Consider the following 17651-nt stretch of genomic DNA (forward strand, 5'->3'; position numbering starts at 1 on the left):
GCCTGTGACGGGTACGAACAGCATGAAGAAGTGCAACCAACGTTTGTTGGAGAACGCAATTCCGAAGATTTGCGACCAAAAACGGTTAGCTGTAACCATTGAATAGGTTTCTTCGGACTGAGTTGGGTTAAAAGCTGGGAAAGTGTTAGCACCTTCGCCATCTTCAAACAGGGTGTTTTCCACGGTGGCACCGTGGATAGCGCACAGCAGCGCACCGCCCAAGATGCCTGCAACGCCCATCATGTGGAAGGGGTTGAGCGTCCAGTTGTGGAAGCCTTGCAGGAATAGCAGGAAGCGGAAAATTGCTGCGACGCCGAAGCTGGGTGCGAAGAACCAGCCTGATTGACCCAAGGGGTAGAGCAGGAACACCGACACAAACACGGCGATGGGGCCTGTGAATGCGAGGGCGTTGTAGGGACGGATGCCGACTAAACGGGCGATTTCGATCTGACGCAGGCAGAAGCCGATCAGTGCGAAGGCGCCGTGGAGGGCGACAAATGCCCACAGGCCACCGAGTTGGAACCAGCGGGTGAAGTCCCACTGTGCTTCGGGGCCCCACAGGAACAGCAGGGAGTGTCCGAGGCTGTTGGCTGGGGTGGAGACTGCTACGGTGAGGAAGTTGGCTCCTTCGAGGTAGGAACTTGCCAAACCGTGGGTGTACCAAGAGGTAACGAAGGTGGTGCCGGTTAACCAGCCACCGATTGCCATGTAAGCGCAGGGGAATAGCAGGATGCCAGACCAGCCTACGAAGACGAAACGATCGCGCTTGAGCCAGTCGTCGAGTACATCAAAGATGCCTCTTTCGTTCTCGGCGCGTCCGACTGCGATTGTCATTACGCTAATCTCCAAATAGATATAATTACGACGGATTTGTCTCTAGTCATTATTGCCCAAATGTTGATCTGCTTAACAGAAAATGGGTTGAATTATGAACAGAGTTTACTTTTCTTTACCGTATTTAAGATTATAGGGGTAATTCTTTACAATGGCAAGCATTTCTTCAAGAAGTTCGGGATCTTGACTGGTTCGGGAAGTCCTCTAAGTTCTCGAATAAACCCGGAATCCTTGCCGGCACGGGGACAGCGCCCTTACAGCAAGCGATGTTTTTTACCGCAATACTTTGTTACAGCCCGTCGGAAAAGTAAAAAACCGGGTTTTTTGAGTCTTGATGCGTAAGTCCTGTCCTAAGTCCTGTCCTATATATATACTGAGGGTAGAGTTCCAAACTTAGGTTTTTAAGACTATATGTTCAGCATTGACATGATTGTGAAGAACACGCCCGTCTCGCTGTCGGTGCAGCGGAAATCGGTGGAGGACGCTGAGGCTGTTTACCAGCAGGTTTTAGAGGCAATGCGTAACTCCCAACCGCAAATTTTGGAACTTACTTGTGAGAAAAATACTGAGAAAAAGGTAGCTGTTCTCAGCAGCGAGATTTCTGGGGTGGTGATTTCTCAGAAATCGGGAAGTGCTTCTACGGGAAGAGCACCGGGTTTTGTTTCGATGACTTTGGCAGAATGAGGGCTGGGGGTGTGGGCGCCGATATGGGCCAGTCAGCGGTTGCTGTGCGGGATTTGGGTTTTTGCTGGCCGTCGGGCGATCGAGTTTTGCAAGGTTGCTCTCTGGATGTACCCAAGGGTGAGTTTTGGATGCTTTTGGGTACTAACGGTAGCGGCAAATCTACGCTGCTGAGGCTGATGGCTGGGCTGCTGCACCCCCAATCGGGCGAAATTGATCTGGGCGGGCGCGTGGGTTTTGTGTTCCAAAATCCCGATCACCAGTTGGTAATGCCGACGGTGGGTGCGGATGTGGCTTTTGGTTTGGTTGAGGAAAGGCTTTCTAATCTTCAGGTGCGCCAGAGGGTGGCTGAGGCTTTGGAGGCGGTGAATTTGCTGGATTTACAACGGCGGCCGATTTATGCTTTGAGTGGGGGCCAGAAGCAGCGGATTGCTTTGGCTGGGGCGATCGCCCGTCATTGCGAAATTTTGCTGTTGGATGAACCTACGGCTTTGTTAGATCCTGATTCTCAGTTGGATTTGGTGGCGGCGGTGCAGCGGTTGGTGAAAAATCGCGGGATTACGGCTTTGTGGGTGACTCACCGTTTGGATGAGTTGAATTATTGTGATGGGGCTTTTTTGTTGGAAAAAGGCCAGGTTGTCGATCGGGGAGATCCGGCGCGTTTGAAGCAGCGGTTGATGCAAAGCCAAGATGTTTAGCGATCGAGCAATTTTAGAATATGGTGTCATTAGAATATGGTGTCATTGTTCTTGAAAATATGTTGTCATTGCGAGCGTCTTAGCGAAGCAATCTCTGGGCTCTGCGATTGCTTCGCTAAGAGCTCGCAATGACATTCAAGGACTCGCAATGATATTCAAGGACTCGCAATGACATTCATCGCAATCCTCGATCGCGCAACCAAGCGTCAGCCCAAATTGTATCAGCCTCTGACAGCGCTGGTATGACTTCCCAGTTACGATAATCTATCTTGAGATCGTAACTTGCTACGTCGTAAATTTCAGTGAATAACTCCTGTAAATTGATTACAGGTTCCGTATCACCCGATCGCAGTGGCAAAGGAAAAGCTGGCATCGGGTTCTGCACGTTAAAAGCGTACAAATCTGCTCTGGGGCGGCGATTTCCCCGACACACCAAAACGCTATAGTGACTTTCAATGTCATTACCAATAACTGGCATTTTTTCACCGCGCCGCAATAAATCTATTTCAATTAAATGAGTGCGGCTACCTAAAATCTCTTCTCGCTTTTTTTCGTACATTTGTCGTCCTTTTCCTGTGCGTTTATTGCTAGGCGAGAGAATTTCAATGAGGGTGATTAATTCTTGGTTTCCCCTTTCTCTAATTTCTAAATAGCCTTCCCGAACCTGGTATGGCATGGGAATATTCACTGTTAATGGTTGTGTTGGTGGATCTGCAACGGCTACGTTTGATGTTATTAATTCGGTTGTGGTTCTTGGCTGAATTACGTTTACATCAGGAATGCCAATTGATAAATTGTCGTCAGCGGTTTCATACATTCTCACTTCTACAGACACTAAATACTTAGGACGTAGTTGTGGAGATAACAATCTGGCAATTTCAATAATTAGCCAGTGGTGTAGGGCAGGCCAGAGTTCTGGATGCTCTAAATACGGATCCATACCGGGAAAGGGAGATGGCATTGATTTGACTCCTTGACTTAAGTCTATTTATAGTTTAGCAAGCTTTTTTGGGGCGCCAATGCTGTAAAAGATTAATCGATCGCACATCTGGCATTTATTGCAGTCCACCGGGAGTTTAAATCTCTGTCTCATGGTTAAAGTCCGTCGGGGGTTTAAACCCCCGTCTCATAGCTAAAGTCGTCCGTCGCCGACTGAAAATGCAAGAAATCGCAACTTCAATCTTTTTTTCAATCCTTTCTTTCTTTAGTCCACAAAGCGTGGACTTTAGCTATGAGGCAGAGGTTTAAACCCCTGCCGGAATATTGCAGCAACAAGTGCCGGAATGTGCCAACAAACGCCATATATAAGTTCGATCGTCCTAACGTTCGATCGACGACAATTGCATCGGAATTGGCACGCTGGTTTCATTTGCCGACAGCGCATTCACAAACACAATTGTATGGGAGACAGCGGGCATTAAGCGGCGGAGTGCATTAAGATAAGATTCCGCATCGGGGCGGCGGGCGAAACGGGCGACTGTTAACCGCTGACACTTGGGGAGGTGGCGAATTATGCACCAAGGTTGAAGTCGATCGCGATATGTGGGTTCTTTTGGTATCATAGGAAAATCCTTCCCACTTTTGTGGGTGGTGAATGAAAAGCGATCGCTCTAGATTTCTCAGGTCACGGGGCGATCGCTGTTAACTATTTATTTAAAGCTATGAGCATAGCTGCTGTCAAGCATAAATGGGATTAATTCGGTTGCGAGTTCGAGAATTCGCTGAGGAGAAGGGTTGGACGCTCAAAGAAGTCTCTGACAGAACGGGAATTCCCTACAGCACTGTTAAAAAATACGCCCAAGCTCCCAAAATGGCAACGGTGGACTATACGGCTTTGCAGAAACTGGCTGAAGTCTTCGATGTGATGGTGGAAGACTTGGTTGAGGTTTTGGAACGGTAAACTGATTTGTCAAGTGCAAGATGGGTCTAATTCGATTGCGGGTTCGAGAATTTGCTCAAGAGAAGGGTTGGACGTTGAAAGAAGTTTCTGAGCGATCGGGCATTCCTTACAGTACCGTTAGAAGCTATGCTCATTCTCCCAAACTGGCAACGGTAGACTATACGGCTTTAAACAAAATGGCTCGGGTGTTCGATATTGCGATCGAGGATTTGGTTGAGATATTAGAACAGTAAACTAATTTTTAGGTGGCAACGTGGAATTAATTCCGTTGCCAGTTATATAATTTGCTCAAGATAACTGTTCAATCTCCGATTCTTCAACTAAATTGATATTGTTTTATTCAGAATCAACACATTTTCCCTCTTCCCTCTGGGTGCATCTCAATGCAAGCGAATATATCCGTAGGGGCGAAGCATGACCGCAGTCAATATGGGATTATAACTAATAACTTATATGCGGTCATGCTTCTTCAGGCTTCAAAAACCAGATGCACCCTTCCCTCTCTTTAACCAAAACTTTTTCGGTTAACTATTTAATTTTTAATTTTTCTCTATCTCATTCAGCTTTTGGGCGACTAGCTTCCTGACTTATGTAAATATTTTCTGCAATTGGCATAGCATCTCTAGTCCATAGAGGTTGCATGATTTTTTATTGCAGACTAGGATAATGCAATAATGCGCGAATAGCTTCCAGTAGCACTTACGCACCATAGCCAGGTGTAAGTCAACGACAGCGGATTGCCCCTTATTTCACCCTATATGTAGGGGCTGTGCCTAAGTCCTGTTCAAGGAGATATTTAATGAATCGTAATAATTGGCGACTACCTGTAACTGGGCTGCGGTTTTTACTTTTTGTGCTGTTGGTGATGGGCATATTTTTTAGAGTTGTCAATATCGATCGCAAATTCTACTGGTTTGATGAAACTTACACTTCCTTGCGAGTGTCTGGCTACTCAGGGAAATCTGTTCAGGAGCAAGTATTCAATGGGCCAGCAGTCACTAGCCAAGATTTACTGAAATATCAGAGCATTAATAATAAAAATAACGAAATCGATACTATTAAGGGTTTAGCAGCAGAAGAAGGTCAACTGCCACCACTCTATTTTTTGATTGCGCGATTTTGGGCTAAATTGTTTGGAACTAGCGTTACAGCCATGAGAAGCTTGCCTGCTGTGATTAGTTTACTACAGTTTCCATGCGCTTATTGGCTCTGCCTGGAATTGTTTGAGTCTCCGATGGTGGGATGGGTAGCAATGGCATTGATATCGGTTTCGCCCATCCACGTGCTGTACGCTCAGGAAGCACGACCCTATTCTTTGTTGACTGTGTTAACTTTGCTATCCAGTGCAGTTTTGCTGCGGGCTATGCGACTTAAAACTAACCTGCAATGGGGAATTTATACAGCAATTACAGTAGTAAGTGTTTACACTCATCTTTATGGTTTACTTGTGTTGACAGCACATGGAATCTATCTACTTATAATTGAAAAAGTGCGATTGAGTAAAACCATTTTTTCTTATGCTATCGCCTTTGCAGTCACGCTAATCGCAGGTTTAATCTGGTATTTGACAATCATTTATTGCCGACCTCTGCACGCTAATCCAAGCCTGCTGCAACCAGAACCTAAAATAGCGTTGACATCTTTAATGGCAAGGTGGATCGGGAATAGTAGCAGGATTTTTTTTGATATAAATATTGATGCGATGAGCTCATTCAAAAAGATGCTCCCTGCGATTCCTGTGATTTTATTTTTATTACTTTTAGTGGGATATTCGATTTATTTTGTCTGCCGCCACACTTCCCAACCGATTTACGCTTTCATCTTGGCTTTGATTATTTTTACATCCGTGCCTCTGATGATGGGAGATTTAATTTTAGGTGGACGGCGGCTCTCAGGCTACGCTCGATATCTAATTCCTACTTATCTGGGTTTGCAGTTGGCTGTGGCTTATTTGCTGACTGCGAAAATTACTTCTTCTACTGTTAATACCTGGCGGCAGAAGTTTTGGCAGTTGGTTGCAATAGGAGTGTTTTCGGCTGGAGTCCTGTCTTGCACCCTGAGTTCTCAAGCAGAAGTTTGGTGGAATAAAGGTCTGGATCAAGGCAAATTCACTATTCCTATAGCCCGCATCGTAAATCAAGCTAATTCTCCGCTGTTGATTACTGATACTCCGATCGGTGAACTCATTCCTTTGAGCCGTCGGCTCGATCCGAAAGTGAAAATTCTGTGGGGAGATCGACTTAAGCTTGCTCAGCATCCTAAAAATTACAGCAATTTGTTTGCATTTCTTCCCAGTAAGGAACTCCAAGAGAGGCTTAAAAAAGAATATAAATACAAGTTAAAGCCTGTTTTTCTTAATTCAGAGGTGACTTACGATACGCGGCTTTGGGAACTTATTGATAAGTGAGTGGCTATGGCGCATCTAAGTGCAGTAATCTCAAATGCTGACTTTTTTCATGGGAATTCTCAGGGTATGGCAACTGTAGATTATACGGCTTTGGACAAGATGGCTCGTGGGTTTGAATTTGCGATCGACAATTTAGTCGAAATTCTGGAACAGTAAACTAATTTGTCGATCGCACATTTTGCACTTATTCCAACAGTCCGTCGGGGGTTTAAACCCCCGCCGGAATCTGGCAACAAATGCAAGATATCAGTTCGATCGCATTAAACTTCGATCGGCAATTGCATCGGAATTGGCACGCTGTTTTCATCTAACACAGACACCGCATTCACGAAAACAATTGTATGCGGGACTGCGGGCATTAAGCGGCGCAGTGCGTTTAGGTAAGATTCGGCATCGCGGCGACGGGCGAAGCGGGCGACTTTTAACCGCTGACACTTGGGGAGGTGGCGAATTAGATGCCAAGGTTGAAGTCGATCGCGATATGTCGGTTGTTTTGGTATCATAGGAGTATCCTTCCCACTTTTGTGGGTGGTGAATGAAAGGCGATCGCTCTTGATTTATCAGGTCTGAGGGCGATCGCTATTGACTGTATATTCATACAATTACGACTACTCGTAATTGTCAAGGGCCAAATGGGACGAATTAGACTGCGAGTTCGAGAACTTGCTCAAGAAAGGGGTTGGACTCTCAGGGAAGTCTCCAACAGAACAGGCATTCCATATACTACGATCGCCACCTATGCCAGTTCTCCGGGTATGGCAACTGTAGACTACACGGCATTGGACAAATTAGTCCGTGTATTTGAGATTCCGATCGAGGATTTAGTAGAAATTTTGGAATATTAAACTGATTTGTTAGCGGGAAAATGGGGTTAATTCGGTTGCGGGTTCGAGAACTAGCCCAAGAGAAGGGTTGGACGCTTAAAGAGGTTTCTGAGCGATCGGGCATTCCTTACAGTACCGTTAGAAGTTATGCCCATTCTCCCAAGTTGGCAACTGTCGATTATACGGCTTTGAACAAATTGGCCCGTGCGTTCGATATTGCGATCGAAGATTTGGTTGAGATTTTGGAGGAATAAACTGATTTGTCAGCGGGAATATGGGACGAATTAGGCTGCGAGTTCGGGAATTTGCTCAAGAAAAGGGTTGGAATCTGACAGAAGTCTCCAAAAGAACAGGTATTCCCTATAAAAACCCGCTATGGGAAGACCGTAACTTGCAATATAATTCAATCAACAGACTGAACAGAATTTTCTTCCAACCACTTCGCTAACGTATCCTGGGTTTCCCCATCAGATGCTAAGCGTTCCATTATACCCACAACTTCCATCTCAGGAACCTCAAGAGAATATCCATTTACTTCCAGGAAAGTTGCCATCACAGCAAACGCTGTTCTTTTATTTCCGTCAATAAAGGGGTGATTCTTTGTCAAGCCATAGCCATAGGCTGCTGCTAAATCAAACAAAGTCGGTTCACCATAGCCAAATAGATGCCTCGGTCTGGCTAAACTACCTGAGAGAAGATTGTCGTCTCTAATTCCCGGACTACCCCCATGCTGAGCAATTTGATCTGCATGAATGATTGTTGCTATTTCTTCTCCCATCCAAAATGGTTCGCTCATTTAGCAAGTTCCCGCAGCGCATTTTTATACTTTTCGCTGACTTTCCTATAAGCTTTCATTGCTTTATCGATTTGAGGATTGCAGGTAGTGAGTTGAATTCCATCAGGAGTTTCTGTGAGGAAAAGATTATCTCCCTCACCGATTTTGAGTTGTTGCAATACTTCTTCAGGCAGAGTTATGACTAAAGACTCTCCAACTTTTTGAATTTTGACCGCGTACATAGCATTACCTAAAAAGATTACTTACCTAATATAAACCTATTCGATCGCCCTCATTCCCAGAAACCGGGTTTTTTCCAGCATATTCGCCGCAGTGCAAAGACTCAGAAAAAACCCGGTTTCTCTGCCGCAACGCGTAAGTGTCGATCGCACTTAATTCCGCAAATCCTCAAAATCTCCAAAATCCTCAATTCCGGCACGAATTGCCAAAAGTGCGTGAAGCGTAGCTATCCCGCAGGGAATCGACCCTGCCAATCTTGATGAAAACCCGCTAGTTGATGCTAAAAATTGGGCGATCGCACTTATCAGAGCCTCAATTTCTTTTTCTAAGTTTTCCTGCAACTTCTGTTCCACTTCTAATTCAATTTGCGATCGAAGTTTAGCCTCAATTTCCCGTTCTAATGTTTGGCGTAATCGATATTCCTGTGCTTTTTCCCGTTGTTGTTGTTTTTCGCGATCGATTTCAACTCTTTGCTTAATTGCTTCCTCAGCGATGCGAATATTTTCTTCAATGGGTAAACCTTCAGGAGTAGTCATCGGCCCGTACCATGTCGCTTTTGAATCTGGGGGATTGCGACGACCAAAAAATATCCGAATCGCTTCATCATCATCCCGATGCGATAGGACATAAGCTTTTAATTCGGATCTGCTCATTTCATCAAAGTTCGGTTTCATCCAAAAACCTCCAAAATCCATTACTAGATACGATTACTTGCAGCTCATCACTTACGAAAATATATACTTCTCTGGTTCGAGCATTAAAACGGAATAGTTGAATATCTCGGTAGTAGCTAGAGAACATCTGGCAGACGCGCAGACAGGCTTGGGCTTGTTCGTCAGTAGGATTAATCGATCGTTCCTCAATTGTGACACAAACTTTAGAATATAATATAACTTACGCATAGGAACCCAGAAACCGGGTTTTTACGAGACTAATTCGCGACAGTGCAAAGACTCGGTAAAAACCCGGTTTCTTTGTCGGAGTGCATAAGTCCATGTGAAATAGTAGGTTACGCAACCTCTTCTAACTCAGGAATATGTTCAGCTTCATAGTTTTCAATTAAGACACTAATAACGTCCATCATCGAAGCAAGGGGATGGCTTTCATCCTCGCCGATTCGATCGATTAGACTATCTAGAAGCTCGACTAAATGCTCGTATTCTTCTTCCGTGCAAGGGACAAAAACCGTTTTAGCAATAGATGACCAAGCAGCAATTGTTCGATCGATATCAAGATTTTGCATCATTCTTTCCACCTCTCTTCATCATATTCTGCATGAGTTAATACAGCCCGAATGTAGACTTTGTTCCGATTGTAATGAATAGCAGCAATGAGTCGAACTTTATTTCCTCCTAGGTTGAATACAGTTAATTTCCCTACTCGATCGGCAGACGGAAATAGTTCGCGGAGTTCAACGAAGGTCGCAAATTCATTTTGTTTGACAAGTTTGTACCACTGAACCAAGGCATTTTGTGTATCTGGATGAAGTTTAGCAAACTCATTAAGCCGTTTGCGGGTAATTACGTGCATATTAATTTGCTCATGCCTCCTCCTCTTTAATTCTTGGCGTTTTACTCAGCATGACATATACGCTTTGTGTAATTCCAGTTTATCAAATTCCAGAAAAAAAGGGAGAAATTCTCACTCTCCCCTTCTCCCCGCGCCGGATACGGCATTGCCGTTTCCCTACTTCATCTCATATCCAAACAAATTCGGATCGACTTCACCCAAATTCAAATCAGCCAAACCATACTCAGCCCAACGCCGCTGAACCATCGCCGCCATATCCGGATCGGATTCCAAAGGTTTACCCCATTCGTGCTCGGTTTCTGGCGGCATCTTCGTAGTAGCATCAATCCCCATTCTGCCTCCCAAACCAAGTTTTTCACTAGCAAAATCTAACGTGTCAAAAGGCGTATTCGGCAAGATAAATACATCTCGAACTGGATCGACTTTAGAACTAATTGCCCATACTACTTGACGCGGGTCGCGAATGTTGATACTTTTATCGACAACAATCACAAACTTGGTGTAAGTAAACTGCGGCAATGCACTCCAAAATGCTAAAGCAGCTCTTCGCGCTTGACCGGGATAAGCTTTATCGATCGAGATAATTGCAGCTTTATAACTCAGCGCTTCCATTGGTAGGAAGAAATCGACAATTTCCGATACTTGTTGCCGCAAAATAGGAGTGTAAATGCGATTCAGCGCGATCGCCATCATAGCCTCTTCTTTCGGTGGCCGCCCGCTAAATGTCGTTAAATAAATCGGATCTTTGCGGTGCGTCATGCAGTTAAAGCGAACCAGCGGCGAATCTTCCACACCGCCGTAATAACCCATGTGGTCGCCAAAAGGCCCGTCGGGTAACACTTCCCCCGGTGTAATCGTTCCTTCTAACACGATTTCCGAGTCTGCGGGTACTTCCAAATCTACGGTTTTGCACTTCGCTAAACTTACGCCGGAACCGCCGTAAAGTCCGGCAAATAACCATTCGGATAAATCTACAGGAATCGGTGTTGCTGCTGCGAGGATGATTAAAGGATCGACTCCCAGGGCGATCGCAACTTCCAACTTTTTACCAGCTTGTGCAGCTTTCCGCAAGTGCCGCGCCCCGCCACGGACAGATAACCAGTGTACAGTCATCGTGTTTTTTGACTGCAACTGCAACCGATAAACGCCCACATTCGGCGTACCGGTTTCGCAATCCTTGGTAATTACCAAACCGAGGGTGATAATTTTGCCCGCATCTCCCGGATAGGGGCGAATCATCGGGATTTTGTTCAAATCGACGCCTTCTCCCTCAAATACCACTTGCTGACAAGCTGGGAAGAAGTCGCGGCCTGGTTTGGCTTTCACTACGTCGAACAGCACTTTGCCAAATTCGATCGCCTGGGAAATCTTTTTCGGCGGTTTGGGCTGTTGTAGCATACCTAATTTTTTGCCGAGTTCTTCAAGTTCGATCGGCTTTTCCATGTTCATCGCCCAGCAAACCCGTTCTTCCGTGCCCAACAGGTTAATGGCGACGGGGAATTCTGCCCCTTTGACGTTCTCAAACAGCAATCCGGGGCCGCCTTTGACTAGCATTTGATTGGAAATTTCGGCAATTTCGAGGTCGGAATCGACTAAAGCGCTGATCCGGCGCAGTTGTCCTCTGTCTTCTAGCAGTTTGAGGAAGCCTCGCAAGTCTCTAGCCATTTTTTTTAAGATTTGTTAACGTTATTTATTTATTATGATGGCCGTCGGGCTGTTTGGGATCGAGTCGCAAATGCGCGGAAAGTACGCACGGTGTCCCCAAACGGTAGCTATCCCGTCAGGAATTGTCCAAAGGTATGTAGTTGCGCTTCAGCGCTCTTTGATATAGAAAAGAGCGCTGAAGCGCAACTACATACCTAAAAATTAACCCGTATCAGAATGCCAGTTGCGTCCAGGATGGTCGAAATTTCAAATTTTGTGACATTGAACTGCGATCGACACCTAAGGTTAAGAAAATAATAAGGGCGATCGAAGAGCGATCCTCTTCCATGGCTTCGCTAACGCTACTTCCTAATCTTTTTAATCTAATGTTAACCAGAGATTAAGGAAAGATTATTGTTATTGCTCTCATTTTTGAATCATAAAAAGCTTAACCTAACTTTAATCATAATTTAAAACAAGCTTATTATAGTAGCTGTTTTTACTGGGAAATTCAGTCTATCCTAGGTCATAGATTTGCAAAGTCTGCTATCTAATTATTTAAGGACGAGGAGTTATGGTTTTCTTCACTAAAGGCTGGCGACGTGGCTTTATCGTTACCCTAGCAGTAGCAACATTTTCCCTAAGTTTGATTACTTCCGCTGTAGCTGCGGTAACATTAAACGGTTCGGGAGCAACTTTCCCTAAACCTTTGTACGATCGCTACTTCTCTCAGATGAGAAGCGCAAATCAAATTACTGTAAACTACGAAGGTACAGGATCCGGCGCTGGTATCAAAGCATTAATTGCAGGTACTGTGGATTTCGCAGGCAGCGACGCGCTGATGACTTCTGCACAAATCTCTCAGGTAAGCCGTGGCGTCATGGCAATTCCGACAGCCGGCGGCGCGGTTGCAGTTGTCTATAACTTGCCCGGAGTTAACAATGTCAGGCTGAGTGCCGATGCCATGAAAGGCATCTTTGAAGGCAAAATTACCCGCTGGAATGATGCGAAAATCGCAGGGATTTCTGGACAAGCTAAAAATTTGCCAAATACTGCCATTCGAGTAGTTGTGCGGGCAGACAGCAGCGGTACTAGCTTTATTTTTAGCAACCACTTGCAGGCTATTGGCAGCAGCATCAAGGGTGCCGCTCAACCGAGTTGGCCCGGTGGCCCCCTCAGCGGCCAAGGAAACCCCGGCGTAGCAGGTTTGGTGAAACAAACACCCGGTGCAATTGGCTACGTTCAAGATACTTTTGCTCGACAAAACAAGCTGCAAACAGCGTTTATTCAAAATAAAGCTGGCAGATTTGTAGATGCTAACTTGGCAGAAGCCGAAAAAGCTTTAGCAGGGGAAACATACCCGGCAGACTTCCGCTTGGTTGAAGGAAATCCTAATGATGGATATCCGATTGTTGGCTTGACTTGGTTGTTAATCTACAAACAGTATCCTGCTGCGAAAGCAGATGCTATTAAAAAGATGGTTAATTGGGTGATGACTACAGGTCAAGGTTTGAACAAACAATTAGAGTTTACCTCGATTCCGCAAGCTACAGCTCAAAAGGTGATTCAAACAGTGAATCAGAGTGTGGTTGCTAAAGGTTAATTCAAATATTTTCAGGGAGTTATGAGTTTTGAGTTAATTGTATGGCTCAAAACTCATACGTTGCATTTATTTAAGGTGCAGGCACTATGCTATCTATTTCATTAATCAAAGATTTCGCTGTTTACGCCATAACTTGGGTATGACCAATTCTTCAAAGAAACCGAAAAAATTGACTCAGAAGTCTGCTGGAATCACCACCCACCTAGACTTGACTGATACGAAGGGTGAAGGTTTATGGCTGGAGTCGGGATTTACAGGATTTGTATGGGCTTTTGCTATAGCCACGGCGGGTACGCTGTTCTGGATGAGCGAGATAATTTTTAAGGATGCTTGGCCGGCTATTAGCAAATTTGGATTGGAGTTTTTGTGGAATCCCAAATGGGATATCGGTGAGTTGCAGTTTGGGGCTCTGCCGTTTATTTACGGTACGGTAGTTAGTTCTGCGATCGCCATTATCATAGCAATTCCTCTAGGACTTGCAGTCGCGATCGTTACCAGCGAGAACTTTTTACCGGCTTGGGTGCGATCGCCCTTAGGATTCATGGTTGAATTAATCTCAGCCATTCCCAGCGTCATCGTTGGCCTGTGGGGCATCTTCGTCTTAATTCCCTTCCTGCTGCCTTTACAGCAGTCGCTGTTCAACAATTTTAGCTGGTTTCCCCTATTCAGCAGCGAACCTTTTGGGCCGGGAATGCTGCCCGCCGGCATACTTTTATCGATTATGATTTTGCCGACAGTCGCCGCCATCAGCCGCGATGTCTTGATGGCAGTTCCCGTAGATTTGCGAAGTGCTTCAATGTCACTGGGCGCTACCCGCTGGGAAACCATATTTAAGCTGTTATTACCAGCAGCAAGTTCGGGAATTATCGGAGCGACTATCTTAGCATTGGGACGCGCATTGGGCGAAACCATGGCAGTCACAATGGTAATCGGCAACTCGATTCAAATCAACCAATCTATATTAGCTCCCGGCTACTCAATCCCCGCTGTTTTAGCAAGTCAATTTCGGGAAGCTCAAGAAGAACTGCACATCGGCTCTTTAATGTATTTAGCCCTAATTCTATTTGTGATTACCCTATTGGTGAACGCAGTCGCAGTATTGCTGGTGCAGCTAATCGGCGTTAAGGGAGCTAAGAATTAACCATGACTCAAACACAAAAGTCCCACAATATTCTAGATGTAGAAATCAACAATTCGCTGTCGCTGAGCCGAAATTTGTTCAGCCGGGGAATGACAGTTATAGCATTCTCTCTCACAGGTCTGGCTCTGCTGCCTTTGTTCGCTATTTTGTACAAAATCTTGGGCGAGGGACTGACACATTTGAGTTGGGAAGTGCTAGTGTCTCTACCCGCACCCGTCGGAGTTGAAGACCAGCCCAACGGCTTTGCCAATGCGATTCTCGGCACAGCATTAATGGTAGGAATTGCCACATTATTGAGCGTGCCAATCGGCGTAATGACCGGAATATTTCTGTCAGAGTTTGGCAGAGACAATAAAGCTATAGCAAATACTATCCGCTTTATCACCGTCATTCTAAGTAGCGTTCCCTCAATTGTTGTCGGCGTGTTTGCTTACGCTTTAATTGTTGTGACAACTAAGTCATTCTCAGGATTGGCCGGCGGTTTCGCGCTGGGGATTATCATGCTGCCGGTTGTAGCGCTGACAACAGAACAAGCATTAAAATTAGTGCCTGCTTCTTACCGCCTCGCTTCTGCTGGTTTGGGAGGCGGACGCTTTCAAACAATGTTTCGGATTATTATTCCCTCAGCACTTCCAACTATTACCACAGGCATTTTACTCGCAGCTTCCCGCGCCGCCGGCGAAACTGCACCGCTAATCGTAACTGCCTTGTCCAGCCAATTTTGGCCTCCTTTAGTTGAGAAATTGGGCGAGATAGTTCAGTCTCCCGTCGGCGCAGAAACCATGGCAAAAATCCAAGAAATTCCCGAGACACTGCTAACTCCGACTCCTTCTATGTCTGTATTAATATACAGTTACGCCAGCTCTCCTTACAAGGAGCAGAACGAATTGGCGTGGACTGCTGCTTCTGTCCTTTTGGGTATGGTTTTGCTCACCAGCTTAGCTTCTCGTGCCGTCACTCGCAAACGCTTGCAAAATCGGTAAATTGCTTGAGAAGGAAGTTCGGCAACCGTATGGGATGTAATGTATTTAACGGATTAATGTTAGACAAGATTGCATTCATTCTCTTTCCTCTCTTCAAAATATCTGCGTTTATCTCTGTTTATCTGCCTTAAATCTGCGGTTTATGTATCAATATATCCGTGATTTACGAAACAAGTGCATAGATAGAACACCTAACTAAATAAAGCCATCAGGCCATATTCTGCATCTACTAAAAATCTACTGCTCACACTAGAAAAACTCCAAATAATGAAATCCAAAAGTAACTTAAAAGCTGAAAAATATAGCGACCAATTCCTCGAAGATACGACTCCTGAAATCGACCCCAATGCTATGCCAGCATTGCGGGTTCAGGACTTGAGCTTTTACTACGGCACTCACAAAGTTCTCGAAAATCTATCGATGAATATCCCTCACCCGCAAGTGACGGCGATTATCGGCCCTTCAGGTTGTGGCAAATCAACTTTTCTGAAAGCTCTCAACCGCATCGGCGAATTGGAGGGAAAAGTTCAAATCAAAGGCAGGGTTGAGTTTTTTGGACAGGATATTTACAGTCCTAAGGTAAATATTAATAGTTTGCGCCGCCAAATTGGCATGGTGTTTCAAAGACCGAATCCTTTTCCGCTGAGCATTTACGATAACATTGCTTACGGAGTCCGCATTTTTGGTCGAAAAAGCAAAGCAGAGTTAGACGAAATTGTGGAATCTGCCCTGAAAAGTGCGGCGCTTTGGGATGAGGTGAAAGATAATTTGAAGAAGTCGGCTCAGGGAATTTCGGGCGGACAGCAACAGCGACTTTGTATTGCTCGCGCTTTGGCTGTTAAACCGAAAATTTTACTGATGGATGAGCCTTGTTCTGCTCTCGATCCGATTTCTACTATGAAGATTGAGGAGTTGTTTCAAACTCTGCGGGAACAGTTAACTGTGGTGATTGTAACGCACAATATGCAGCAGGCGGCTCGGGTTTCTGATTATACGGCTTTCTTTAATACTGATGAAAGTCGCATCGGCCGCTTGGTGGAATTTGGGCCGACAAGCCGGATTTTCACTTCTGCCAGTAATTCTAGTACGAGGGATTACATTCAAGGTCGCTTCGGTTGATACTTAAATTGGAGCATCTCTGTTTTGGATGGGAGCATCTCATTTTTGTAAAAAGCATTTTTTATTATAGTGCTGTCCCCGCTCGCGTAGTGTAAAATACGCGAGCGGGGACAGCACTATAATAAATGCAAAACTGAGATGCTTCCGTTTTGCATTTTATAGTGCGAGTTCGCAATTTTTCGCTTGCTTTTATTATCTGGCAAGCATTTGCGAACTCACACTAAAAGAAAAAATACTTTTTGCAAAAGTGAGATGCAGTATACCCCTATTCTGGAAGCACTCCCGAAAAACAACAGGTTTCTCGGTACTTGTGCGGATATTCAACTAGCTGTAAATAGCTACAATTGATGTTATTGAAGCTCTCACTTCTCCTCGCTACTCCAAGACAACAGTAACCAATGGCCAGCTTGGTCGAGCAATTTAATTAGATTTTCAAACCTCCATTTACTTGTTGGACAACCAAACCTTAGCGCCACGGGCGGCATTTGCCACATCGCGGACTAAGGGTACGTAGTCATACCAGGCACTCGCATTGATGTCGCTGCGAGAACTGCGTTGCCAGCCTAAATTTGGTTCTGCAATCAGCGTCGTGATATCTGGGTTTTGGGCACGGAAGGTCGAATAGGCGCCGTCTACGTGCATGGGCCCGCCATCGGGATGTCCGCTGGGACGCTGTTGCACTTGTTCTAGAAAAGCTATCAGCCGATCGAGAATTTGTCCGTTTACACCATAGAAATGGGTGGTTTGAATCGCCCGAGTGTATGGTTTTAACAGCACTGCTGCTTCGGACGATCGCCCATTCGGATCTACCTTGGGTAAATTACTATCCGTCAAATAATGCCCCAAGTAGACCATCCCCCAATCCTGCCCTTGCAGTTGTTCGATTAACGCCGATTGCTGAGCGATTAGGGTTGGAGAAATTGCTAAATCATCTTCCATGACCAAAACGTTGGACAAGTTTTGCTGTCTGGCGTGTTTCAAAATGCTCAAGTGGCTCAGGAAGCAGCCCCACGCTCCGATACTAGGGAATTCACCCGCCGTCTCTGGACGACTCGCTGGGAAAATCTCAACACTATTAGTTGCCAAGGAAATCCCCACATTGGCAAGTTCCTTGGTAATGTCACGGCGGCGATCCTGGCGCTCTGGCAAATTCACCACGTAAGTCCGTTCAAAAAAATCCGTCAGTTTCATAAATTATGATTCTGTTAACCGTTACTATGATGTCGGACATCTTTACATATCCTAAACGCTAAGTACAAAATATCTTGTTCA

The 17651-nt window shown here is 45.3% G+C and carries 22 protein-coding genes and 1 pseudogene; 12 read left to right on the top strand and 11 right to left on the bottom strand.

What is annotated here, in order from left to right:
* The coding region (locus JGK11_RS11835; RefSeq protein WP_293186092.1) for a photosystem II D2 protein (photosystem q(a) protein) at positions 1-834 on the bottom strand (834 nt) is incomplete at its 3' end.
* A 411-nt stretch (positions 835-1245) separates the two neighbouring features.
* Between JGK11_RS11835 and JGK11_RS11840 the strand changes: the two genes are divergently transcribed.
* Positions 1246-1518 (top strand): hypothetical protein, encoded by a 273-nt coding sequence (locus JGK11_RS11840; protein ID WP_293157255.1) that lies wholly within the window; start codon positions 1246-1248, stop codon positions 1516-1518.
* Positions 1515-2213 carry an ABC transporter ATP-binding protein gene (locus tag JGK11_RS11845; protein ID WP_293157252.1) on the top strand — a complete coding sequence of 233 codons (699 nt, stop codon included), beginning with the start codon at positions 1515-1517 and terminating at the stop codon, positions 2211-2213. Before JGK11_RS11840 ends, JGK11_RS11845 begins: the two co-directional genes overlap by 4 nt.
* 175 nt (positions 2214-2388) lie before the next feature.
* On the opposite strand, the gene JGK11_RS11850 is transcribed toward JGK11_RS11845, so the two are convergent.
* Positions 2389-3174, bottom strand: coding sequence for a DUF4058 family protein (locus tag JGK11_RS11850; RefSeq protein WP_293186091.1), 786 nt, complete (start codon positions 3172-3174; stop codon positions 2389-2391).
* A 358-nt stretch (positions 3175-3532) separates the two neighbouring features.
* Entirely contained in the window at positions 3533-3775 is a 243-nt protein-coding gene (locus tag JGK11_RS11855; RefSeq protein WP_293186089.1) for a hypothetical protein, read from the bottom strand.
* Positions 3776-3900: 125 nt separating this feature from the next.
* Here JGK11_RS11855 and JGK11_RS11860 point away from each other — a divergent pair, with 125 nt between their 5' ends.
* The 3 genes from JGK11_RS11860 to JGK11_RS11870 all read left to right on the top strand — a co-directional run bounded on the left by JGK11_RS11860 (position 3901) and on the right by JGK11_RS11870 (position 6520).
* The gene (locus tag JGK11_RS11860) at positions 3901-4113 is read left to right on the top strand and encodes a helix-turn-helix transcriptional regulator (protein ID WP_293186087.1); all 213 of its coding nucleotides are present in this window, start codon (positions 3901-3903) and stop codon (positions 4111-4113) included.
* A gap of 20 nt (positions 4114-4133) precedes the next feature.
* Entirely contained in the window at positions 4134-4346 is a 213-nt protein-coding gene (locus JGK11_RS11865) for a helix-turn-helix transcriptional regulator (RefSeq protein WP_293186085.1), read from the top strand.
* A 566-nt stretch (positions 4347-4912) separates the two neighbouring features.
* Entirely contained in the window at positions 4913-6520 is a 1608-nt protein-coding gene (locus tag JGK11_RS11870; protein WP_293211786.1) for a glycosyltransferase family 39 protein, read from the top strand.
* 260 nt (positions 6521-6780) lie between these two features.
* Here the strand turns inward: JGK11_RS11870 and JGK11_RS11875 are convergent, their stop codons facing one another.
* On the bottom strand, positions 6781-7023 hold the full coding sequence (locus tag JGK11_RS11875) for a hypothetical protein (RefSeq protein ID WP_293211788.1): 243 nt from the start codon (positions 7021-7023) through the stop codon (positions 6781-6783).
* 129 nt (positions 7024-7152) lie between these two features.
* Here JGK11_RS11875 and JGK11_RS11880 point away from each other — a divergent pair, with 129 nt between their 5' ends.
* The 3 genes and pseudogenes from JGK11_RS11880 to JGK11_RS11890 form a co-directional block, all read left to right on the top strand.
* A complete protein-coding gene (locus JGK11_RS11880; RefSeq protein WP_293186081.1) occupies positions 7153-7365 on the top strand; it encodes a helix-turn-helix transcriptional regulator in 213 nt (70 codons plus the stop codon).
* A 20-nt stretch (positions 7366-7385) separates the two neighbouring features.
* A complete protein-coding gene (locus tag JGK11_RS11885) occupies positions 7386-7598 on the top strand; it encodes a helix-turn-helix transcriptional regulator (protein ID WP_293186079.1) in 213 nt (70 codons plus the stop codon).
* A 20-nt stretch (positions 7599-7618) separates the two neighbouring features.
* Positions 7619-7708 (top strand): annotated as a pseudogene (locus JGK11_RS11890) (XRE family transcriptional regulator); the annotation flags it as partial.
* A 39-nt stretch (positions 7709-7747) separates the two neighbouring features.
* On the opposite strand, the gene JGK11_RS11895 reads toward JGK11_RS11890, so the two are convergent.
* The 6 genes from JGK11_RS11895 to JGK11_RS11920 form a co-directional block, all read right to left on the bottom strand.
* The gene (locus tag JGK11_RS11895) at positions 7748-8140 is read right to left on the bottom strand and encodes a type II toxin-antitoxin system death-on-curing family toxin (RefSeq protein WP_293186077.1); all 393 of its coding nucleotides are present in this window, start codon (positions 8138-8140) and stop codon (positions 7748-7750) included.
* Positions 8137-8361, bottom strand: a complete 225-nt coding sequence (locus tag JGK11_RS11900) for an AbrB/MazE/SpoVT family DNA-binding domain-containing protein (protein WP_293186075.1) — start codon at positions 8359-8361, stop codon at positions 8137-8139. The genes JGK11_RS11895 and JGK11_RS11900 overlap by 4 nt, the downstream gene beginning before the upstream one ends.
* A 150-nt stretch (positions 8362-8511) precedes the next feature.
* Entirely contained in the window at positions 8512-9033 is a 522-nt protein-coding gene (locus JGK11_RS11905) for a hypothetical protein (protein WP_293186073.1), read from the bottom strand.
* 335 nt (positions 9034-9368) lie between these two features.
* Complete coding sequence (locus JGK11_RS11910; protein WP_293186071.1) at positions 9369-9605, bottom strand: hypothetical protein; 237 nt, start codon at positions 9603-9605, stop codon at positions 9369-9371.
* Positions 9602-9889, bottom strand: coding sequence for a type II toxin-antitoxin system HigB family toxin (locus JGK11_RS11915; protein WP_293186069.1), 288 nt, complete (start codon positions 9887-9889; stop codon positions 9602-9604). The genes JGK11_RS11910 and JGK11_RS11915 overlap by 4 nt, the downstream gene beginning before the upstream one ends.
* Before the next feature lie 156 nt (positions 9890-10045).
* Positions 10046-11554, bottom strand: coding sequence for a UbiD family decarboxylase (locus JGK11_RS11920; protein ID WP_293186068.1), 1509 nt, complete (start codon positions 11552-11554; stop codon positions 10046-10048).
* 553 nt (positions 11555-12107) lie between these two features.
* On the opposite strand from JGK11_RS11920, the gene pstS reads away from it, so the two are divergent.
* The 4 genes from pstS (at position 12108) to pstB (ending at position 16379) form a co-directional block, all read left to right on the top strand.
* The gene (pstS, locus tag JGK11_RS11925) at positions 12108-13136 is read left to right on the top strand and encodes a phosphate ABC transporter substrate-binding protein PstS (protein WP_293186066.1); all 1029 of its coding nucleotides are present in this window, start codon (positions 12108-12110) and stop codon (positions 13134-13136) included.
* Positions 13137-13275: 139 nt separating this feature from the next.
* Entirely contained in the window at positions 13276-14277 is a 1002-nt protein-coding gene (pstC, locus tag JGK11_RS11930; RefSeq protein WP_293211790.1) for a phosphate ABC transporter permease subunit PstC, read from the top strand.
* Positions 14278-14279: 2 nt separating this feature from the next.
* On the top strand, positions 14280-15260 hold the full coding sequence (pstA, locus tag JGK11_RS11935; protein ID WP_293186063.1) for a phosphate ABC transporter permease PstA: 981 nt from the start codon (positions 14280-14282) through the stop codon (positions 15258-15260).
* 267 nt (positions 15261-15527) lie between these two features.
* Positions 15528-16379 carry a phosphate ABC transporter ATP-binding protein PstB gene (gene pstB / locus JGK11_RS11940; RefSeq protein WP_293186062.1) on the top strand — a complete coding sequence of 284 codons (852 nt, stop codon included), beginning with the start codon at positions 15528-15530 and terminating at the stop codon, positions 16377-16379.
* A gap of 444 nt (positions 16380-16823) precedes the next feature.
* On the opposite strand, the gene JGK11_RS11945 is transcribed toward pstB, so the two are convergent.
* Positions 16824-17570 carry a glycosyltransferase family 25 protein gene (locus tag JGK11_RS11945; protein ID WP_293186060.1) on the bottom strand — a complete coding sequence of 249 codons (747 nt, stop codon included), beginning with the start codon at positions 17568-17570 and terminating at the stop codon, positions 16824-16826.
* Between the last annotated feature and the right edge of the window lie 81 nt (positions 17571-17651).

Origin of the sequence: Microcoleus sp. PH2017_34_RAT_O_A (assembly GCF_020737885.1) — a bacterium.
GTDB lineage: Bacteria > Cyanobacteriota > Cyanobacteriia > Cyanobacteriales > Microcoleaceae > Microcoleus.

Coding starts and splice junctions, on each gene's coding strand:
- JGK11_RS11895 (WP_293186077.1), bottom strand. CDS start 8,140: ATGAGCGAACCATTTTGGATGGGAGAAGAAATAGCAACAATCATTCAT.
- JGK11_RS11910 (WP_293186071.1), bottom strand. CDS start 9,605: ATGATGCAAAATCTTGATATCGATCGAACAATTGCTGCTTGGTCATCT.
- JGK11_RS11915 (WP_293186069.1), bottom strand. CDS start 9,889: ATGCACGTAATTACCCGCAAACGGCTTAATGAGTTTGCTAAACTTCAT.
- JGK11_RS11865 (WP_293186085.1), top strand. CDS start 4,134: ATGGGTCTAATTCGATTGCGGGTTCGAGAATTTGCTCAAGAGAAGGGT.
- pstB (WP_293186062.1), top strand. CDS start 15,528: ATGAAATCCAAAAGTAACTTAAAAGCTGAAAAATATAGCGACCAATTC.
- JGK11_RS11875 (WP_293211788.1), bottom strand. CDS start 7,023: ATGATACCAAAACAACCGACATATCGCGATCGACTTCAACCTTGGCAT.
- JGK11_RS11845 (WP_293157252.1), top strand. CDS start 1,515: ATGAGGGCTGGGGGTGTGGGCGCCGATATGGGCCAGTCAGCGGTTGCT.
- JGK11_RS11900 (WP_293186075.1), bottom strand. CDS start 8,361: ATGTACGCGGTCAAAATTCAAAAAGTTGGAGAGTCTTTAGTCATAACT.
- JGK11_RS11870 (WP_293211786.1), top strand. CDS start 4,913: ATGAATCGTAATAATTGGCGACTACCTGTAACTGGGCTGCGGTTTTTA.
- JGK11_RS11905 (WP_293186073.1), bottom strand. CDS start 9,033: ATGAAACCGAACTTTGATGAAATGAGCAGATCCGAATTAAAAGCTTAT.
- JGK11_RS11855 (WP_293186089.1), bottom strand. CDS start 3,775: ATGATACCAAAAGAACCCACATATCGCGATCGACTTCAACCTTGGTGC.
- JGK11_RS11945 (WP_293186060.1), bottom strand. CDS start 17,570: ATGAAACTGACGGATTTTTTTGAACGGACTTACGTGGTGAATTTGCCA.
- JGK11_RS11880 (WP_293186081.1), top strand. CDS start 7,153: ATGGGACGAATTAGACTGCGAGTTCGAGAACTTGCTCAAGAAAGGGGT.
- pstC (WP_293211790.1), top strand. CDS start 13,276: ATGACCAATTCTTCAAAGAAACCGAAAAAATTGACTCAGAAGTCTGCT.
- JGK11_RS11850 (WP_293186091.1), bottom strand. CDS start 3,174: ATGCCATCTCCCTTTCCCGGTATGGATCCGTATTTAGAGCATCCAGAA.
- JGK11_RS11885 (WP_293186079.1), top strand. CDS start 7,386: ATGGGGTTAATTCGGTTGCGGGTTCGAGAACTAGCCCAAGAGAAGGGT.
- JGK11_RS11860 (WP_293186087.1), top strand. CDS start 3,901: ATGGGATTAATTCGGTTGCGAGTTCGAGAATTCGCTGAGGAGAAGGGT.
- JGK11_RS11920 (WP_293186068.1), bottom strand. CDS start 11,554: ATGGCTAGAGACTTGCGAGGCTTCCTCAAACTGCTAGAAGACAGAGGA.
- pstA (WP_293186063.1), top strand. CDS start 14,280: ATGACTCAAACACAAAAGTCCCACAATATTCTAGATGTAGAAATCAAC.
- pstS (WP_293186066.1), top strand. CDS start 12,108: ATGGTTTTCTTCACTAAAGGCTGGCGACGTGGCTTTATCGTTACCCTA.
- JGK11_RS11840 (WP_293157255.1), top strand. CDS start 1,246: ATGTTCAGCATTGACATGATTGTGAAGAACACGCCCGTCTCGCTGTCG.